This window comes from Nocardioides sp., from assembly GCF_035429765.1.
GTDB lineage: Bacteria > Actinomycetota > Actinomycetes > Propionibacteriales > Nocardioidaceae > Nocardioides.
The window spans coordinates 1-5,388 of sequence record NZ_DAOMFK010000210.1; the positions used below are offsets into that span (position 1 = coordinate 1).

A 5,388-nucleotide genomic window follows, 5' to 3' on the forward strand; every position below is an offset into this window, starting at 1 on the left:
CCCCTGCCGCCCGGCCCGCCCTGCGCCGCGCCCAGGGCGGCCTGGCGGTGACGGCGGTGTTCTCCGCCGCCTTGGCCGCCTCGACCACCTGGGCTGCCATGACGTCCGGCCGCAGCTTGTTCGCCCGCACTCGCCTGGATCTCGGCACCGGGACGGCGGCCTGGGCGGCCGCCATCCTCGGCTGGGACTTCATCTACTACTGGAACCACCGGCTCAGCCACGAGAGCCGCTGGCTCTGGGCCGTGCACGTCGTGCACCACTCCAGCGAGCGGTACAACCTGTCGACGGCGCTGCGGCAGCCGGTCGCCGAAGGGGTCACGCTCACCGTGCCGTACGGGCTGCTCGCGCTGCTCGGCGTCCGTCCGGCCCTCATCGAGCAGGCCCGCGGCCTCAACCTGATCTACCAGTTCTGGATCCACACCGAGGCGGTCCGCCGGATCGGCTGGCTGGAGAAGGTGCTGAACACCCCCTCCCACCACCGGGTGCACCACGGCTCGAACCGGCAGTACCTGGACCGCAACCACGGCAGCATCCTCATCGTCTGGGACCGCCTCTTCGGCACCTTCGAGCCGGAGGACGAGCCGGTCGTCTACGGGCTCACCCGCAACATCCACACCTACGACCCGGTCCGGATCGCCACCCACGAGTGGCGCGACATCGCGACCGACGTCGCTTCGGCGGCGAGCTGGCGGGACCGGTGGTCGTTCCTGCTCCGCGCACCCGGGTGGGCCTACGCCCGGCGCCCGGTGTGACGACGGGGTGACGGCTCGGCCGCCGGGGCGACCGGGCCGGGACGAAACCCGGTGGCAGCCCGGGCGGGCGAGGGCAATCATGGGCAGATGACCTGGTCCGGGCTGGCAGACCGGGTCGCCGACCTGGCCCGGGCCGACGGGTTCTCCGGCCAGGTGCTGCTCCGCCGCGGGGACGCCCTCCTGGTCGAGGCCTGCTTCGGGTACGCCGAGCGCAGCCACCAGGTCCCGGTCACCGCCGGCACCCGCTTCGGGGTGGCGTCGTTCACCAAGATGTTCACCGCCTGCACGGTGGCGGGCCTGGTCGCCGAGGGCCGGCTCGCCTTCGACACCCCCGTGCGCGAGGTGCTGCCGACGTCGAACGCCCCCGCCTGGCTGCGACCTGAGGTCACCGTGCACCACCTCCTGTCGCACACGTCCGGGATCGCGGACTACCTGGAGGAGGACGAGCTGGCCGAGAGGGAGGTGGAGATCTTCCGTCCGGTGCTGCGCGGCCGCCCGATCGACGGCCTGCGCGAGGTGACGGACTTCCTCCCGCTCCTCGAGCGGGTCACGGCGCACCCCGCGCCGGCGCCGCTGGCCTACTCCAGCACCGGGTACGTCCTGCTCGGGCTGGTGATCGAGCACGTGACCGGTCGGCCCTACCGGTCCGTCGTCACCGAGCGCCTCCTGGAGCCGCTCGGCGTCCGGCTGCCCTTCCCGGCGCTGGACGAGGTGCACCCCGAGGTCGCCGTCGGCTACCTCCCACCGGGACGGCCGGGCGCGCCCCGGCGTACCAACGTCTACAGCCTGCCGCCGGTCGGCGGGCCGGACGGCGGTGCCTACCTGACCGCAGCCGAGATGGTGGGCTTCCTACGTGCCTACGCGCGCGACGAGGTCGTGCCGGGGATGCGCCAGCGGCTGCTCACGCCGGTGGCGGCGGACGACGACGGGGACGCCTACGGGTACGGCGTCTGGCTGGTCGGCTCCGGGGACACCCTCCGCATCGGCCACACCGGGTTCGACCCCGGCTTCGAGTGCCACGGCTGGCACTGGCCCGCGACCGACACCACGCTCGCGATCCTCGCCAACGACAACTTCACCCTCCAGTCGCTCTACCGCACGCTGGTCGAGCTCGTCGAGCAGCCCGGCTGACTACCCGACCGGCCCGGGGCGTGCCCTGCCCCAGGTCGCGAGCAGCTCGGCCTCCCGGTCGGGTGCGAGCCCCAGCCCCTCGACCAGCACGTCGTCGCCGGCCCAGGCCGCGGTGTCCCGGACGGTCTCCGCGAGCGGGCGGTGGCGCAGCCCGGCGGCCTCGGCCCGGACGCCGGACACGGCCAGTGACCACTCCTTCTGCCCCTCGGTCCAGAAGGGGATCTGCGCCCCGGTCACCCCCTGCGCCACCAGCCACTCGGCATCGACCCAGGTGAGTCCGGTCCCGGCCGGTGCCGGTGCCGCGGTCGCCTCGAGCAGCTCCGACCAGTGCAGCCAAGGCCGCGCGGCGTTGAAGGTCCCGGCGGTCCCGTGGGTGACCAGGTGCACGACGAAGGCGCCCAGGTCCCGCGCGTCGACGACCTGGATCGGCTGGTCGGCCGGCCCGGGCGCCAGCACCTCACCGCCACGCACCATCCGGCGCACCCACCACGGGTACCGGCCGGTGTAGTCGTCGGGCCCGATGACCAGGGTCGGCCGGACCACCGCGAGCCCCTGCTCGCCGTACGCCTGTGCCGCCGCGGCCTCGCAGGCGACCTTCAGCGGGCCGTAGGTCTCCGGGGTGACCCGGGAGACGTCGGGACCCGCCGGCGGCAGCAGCGCGGCGTCCTCGGTGGCGTCGGGGCCGGGCGGGTCGGCGTACACCGAGACCGTGGAGACCAGCAGGTGGTGCCCGCCGCGGCCGCCCAGGGCGGCGGCCAGCGAGCGGACCTGGCCGGGGTGGTAGGCGCACACGTCCACGGTGGCGTCCCACTCGCCGTCGGCGAGCACGGACAGGTCGCCGTCGCGGTCGGCGAGCAGGTGGGTGGCTGCGGGGAAGAGGTCGCTGCTGCGGCGGTGCAGCAGCGTCACCTCGTGCCCGTCGGCCAGGGCCGCTGCCACGACGTGCTTCCCGACGAACCTCGTCCCGCCGATCACCAAGAGCCGCATCGCGCCATCCAACCACCTCGTGGCCCTGCGTCGTAGGCTCGCGGCGCGAGGACGTGGGTGAGCCGGCCGGCAGGAGGGGCACGTGGGCGAGGTCCTGGTGGTGGACGGCGCGAACGTCGTCGGCGCCACCCCGGACGGCTGGTGGCGCGACCGCGCCGGCGCCGCTGCGAGGCTGCACGCCCGGCTGGTGGTGGCCGACGTGCCGGGCGACGAGATCGTCCTGGTGCTCGAGGGGCAGGCCAAGAGGGGGGTCCGGGCGGGCTGGGACCTCCACGTGCAGACCGTCCACGCGCCCCGCGACGGTGACTCCGCCATCGTGCGGGCGGCTCGCGACGCCGCGGGCCGCGGCCACCGGGTCTCGGTGGTCACCGCCGACCGGGCGCTGGCCGCGCGGGTGGCCGGGGTCGAGGCGACCGTGCGCAGCCCGTCCTGGCTCCTCGACCTGCTCTGACCCGCGGGTCGGCCGACGCGGCGTAGGCTCGAGGAGGCAGAAGGAGGCCCTGATGACCAACCAGGCGGCCCTCGACGTGCTGGGCCGGGCGACGTACCTGCGGCTGACCACCTTCCGCAAGGACGGCACACCAGTGCCCACCCCGGTGTGGCTGGCCCGGGACGGGGACTTCGTGGTGGTGACCACCTCGCCGGACTCCGGGAAGGTCAAGCGCCTGCGCCACACCACCCGGGTCCTGGTCGCGCCGTGCGACGGCCGGGGGCGGCTGAAGAAGGGTGCCCGCGAGCTGGAGGCGACGGCGGAGCTGGTCACCGATCCCGTCGAGGCGGACCGGATCGGCGGGCTGATCAAGGAGAAGTACGGCGTGGGGTTCCACCTGGTGGGGATGGCCTACCGGCTGCTCGGCAAGACCACCAGCCAGGGGGCCGGCATCCGGATCACCGTCTGAGGCCGGGCCCCGGCTCGGGAAAGCCGGTGCGGGACCATGGGTGCATGGGCGCACCGCGGGTGTTCGTGACCGGGCCGGTGTCGTGGAACACCATGGTCGACCTGGACCGCCTCCCCGACCCCAGGCCGCAGATGGTGATCGCGCGCGGACACCGAGACCGGCTGGGCGGCACCTCGGCGGGCAAGGCGCTGAACCTGGCCGACCTCGGCTGCGCGGTCACCCTGCGCACCCAGGTCGGCTCCGACGAGTACGCCGCGCGGATCCTCCGGGCGCTGCAGGTGCCCGGCGTCGCCGTGCTGGCCGAGCACGCCCACGGCCCGAGCGAGCGCCACCTCAACCTGATGGCGGCCGACGGGCGTCGGCTGTCGATCTACCTCGACCTCCCGGCGCCGGCCGCCGAGGTCCACGGCGACGCGGCACGCCGGGCCCTCGCCGACTGCGACGTGGCGGTCGTCGATCTGGCCGACTCCGCGCGACCCTGGCTCGACGAGTCCCGTCGCCTGGGGAAGCCCGTGTGGTGCGACCTGCACGACTACGACGGGGCGGCGTCCTTCCACCGGCCCTGGGTCGACGCGGCCGACGTGGTGTTCCTCAGCGACGACGCGATGGCCGCCCCGGCGCCCTTCATGCGCGCCTGCCTGGACCGGGGCGCGAGCCTGGTGGTCTGCACGCAGGGGGCCCGGGGGGCGCTGGCCGTCACCGCCCGGGGCGAGTGGCACCGACCGGCCGAGACGGTCGCCGACGTGGTGGACGTCAACGGGGCGGGGGACGCGTTCTTCGCCGGCTTCCTGGTCCGCCACCTCGCGGGCGGGAGCGTCGAGGAGTGCCTGGCCGCCGGCCACCGGCAGGCCGCCCGGGCCGTCCGGTCGCCGGGACTCGCCCCGTAGGCCCCGGTACGACGGCGGGTCCTGCTCACCCCCCCAGGTCGGCGGCCTGCCGGTCGCCGTACCCTCGACCACACCCACCCGCGACGAGACAGGAGAGGCCATGCGTGCGTTCCGCGAGGCCGTGGAGTCCAGGGACCTCGACGCGGTGCGGGCGCTGCTCGCCGACGACGTCCGGTTCACCAGTCCGGTGGCGTTCAAGCCGTACGACGGCAAGCCGATCACCGCGGCGATCCTGCACGGCGTGCTGCAGGTCTTCGAGGACTTCCGCTACGTGCGGGAGATCGTCAGCCCCGACGGCCGAGACTCCGCGCTGGTGTTCACGGCCACCGTTGACGGCAAGGAGGTCACGGGGTGCGACTTCCTGCACGTCGACGACCACGGGCTCATCGACGACCTCATGGTGATGGTCCGGCCGCTGTCGGGCGCCCAGGCGCTCGCCGCGGCGATGGGCGCACGTTTCGACCGGATCCAGCAGGAGGCGCTGGACTTCCAGGGCTCCTGACCCCGCACCTTGGCGGGTCGCTCAGGGGAGGGCGGAGTACGTCGGCCGCCCGCCCAGGATCGTCGCGGCGACCCGCATCTCCCGCAGCGTGGCGGCGGCGCCGGCCGAGTCCTCCGCCGGGGCCAGCGGGTCGGCCTCCAGCAGGACCAGGTCGCCCCGCGAGCCGACCCCGACGGTGCCGGCCCCGTCGGTGCTGGCCGCCAGCGCCTGGGCCGGGGTGAGCGACTCGG

7 protein-coding genes and 1 pseudogene are annotated in these 5,388 nt (G+C 74.7%); 6 read left to right on the forward strand and 2 right to left on the reverse strand.

Features of this window, described 5'->3' with window-relative positions; all coding sequences use genetic code 11:
- Both PLP61_RS14615 and PLP61_RS14620 read left to right on the forward strand, forming a co-directional pair.
- A partial coding sequence (locus PLP61_RS14615; RefSeq protein ID WP_324503483.1) for a sterol desaturase family protein occupies nucleotides 1-752 on the forward strand: 752 nt, incomplete at its 5' end.
- An 87-nt stretch (nucleotides 753-839) separates the two neighbouring features.
- A complete protein-coding gene (locus tag PLP61_RS14620) occupies nucleotides 840-1,883 on the forward strand; it encodes a serine hydrolase domain-containing protein (RefSeq protein WP_324503484.1) in 1,044 nt (347 codons plus the stop codon).
- Here PLP61_RS14620 and PLP61_RS14625 read toward each other — a convergent pair whose 3' ends face one another.
- On the reverse strand, nucleotides 1,884-2,870 hold the full coding sequence (locus PLP61_RS14625; protein ID WP_324503485.1) for an NAD-dependent epimerase/dehydratase family protein: 987 nt from the start codon (nucleotides 2,868-2,870) through the stop codon (nucleotides 1,884-1,886).
- Between the two features lie 82 nt (nucleotides 2,871-2,952).
- Here PLP61_RS14625 and PLP61_RS14630 point away from each other — a divergent pair, with 82 nt between their 5' ends.
- The 4 genes from PLP61_RS14630 to PLP61_RS14645 all read left to right on the forward strand — a co-directional run bounded on the left by PLP61_RS14630 (nucleotide 2,953) and on the right by PLP61_RS14645 (nucleotide 5,158).
- Entirely contained in the window at nucleotides 2,953-3,321 is a 369-nt protein-coding gene (locus tag PLP61_RS14630; RefSeq protein WP_324503486.1) for a PIN domain-containing protein, read from the forward strand.
- Nucleotides 3,322-3,373: 52 nt separating this feature from the next.
- The gene (locus PLP61_RS14635; RefSeq protein WP_324503487.1) at nucleotides 3,374-3,769 is read left to right on the forward strand and encodes a PPOX class F420-dependent oxidoreductase; all 396 of its coding nucleotides are present in this window, start codon (nucleotides 3,374-3,376) and stop codon (nucleotides 3,767-3,769) included.
- Nucleotides 3,770-3,813: 44 nt separating this feature from the next.
- A complete protein-coding gene (locus PLP61_RS14640; RefSeq protein WP_324503488.1) occupies nucleotides 3,814-4,656 on the forward strand; it encodes a carbohydrate kinase family protein in 843 nt (280 codons plus the stop codon).
- 100 nt (nucleotides 4,657-4,756) lie between these two features.
- The gene (locus PLP61_RS14645) at nucleotides 4,757-5,158 is read left to right on the forward strand and encodes a nuclear transport factor 2 family protein (protein WP_324503489.1); all 402 of its coding nucleotides are present in this window, start codon (nucleotides 4,757-4,759) and stop codon (nucleotides 5,156-5,158) included.
- A 21-nt stretch (nucleotides 5,159-5,179) separates the two neighbouring features.
- Here PLP61_RS14645 and PLP61_RS14650 read toward each other — a convergent pair.
- A pseudogene (locus tag PLP61_RS14650) lies at nucleotides 5,180-5,388 on the reverse strand (amidohydrolase); the annotation flags it as partial.

Bases quoted from the DNA above. Each gene is read 5' to 3' on its own strand.
- PLP61_RS14620 (WP_324503484.1), top strand. From the start codon at position 840: ATGACCTGGTCCGGGCTGGCAGACCGGGTCGCCGACCTGGCCCGGGCC.
- PLP61_RS14625 (WP_324503485.1), bottom strand. From the start codon at position 2,870: ATGCGGCTCTTGGTGATCGGCGGGACGAGGTTCGTCGGGAAGCACGTC.
- PLP61_RS14635 (WP_324503487.1), top strand. From the start codon at position 3,374: ATGACCAACCAGGCGGCCCTCGACGTGCTGGGCCGGGCGACGTACCTG.
- PLP61_RS14640 (WP_324503488.1), top strand. From the start codon at position 3,814: ATGGGCGCACCGCGGGTGTTCGTGACCGGGCCGGTGTCGTGGAACACC.
- PLP61_RS14645 (WP_324503489.1), top strand. From the start codon at position 4,757: ATGCGTGCGTTCCGCGAGGCCGTGGAGTCCAGGGACCTCGACGCGGTG.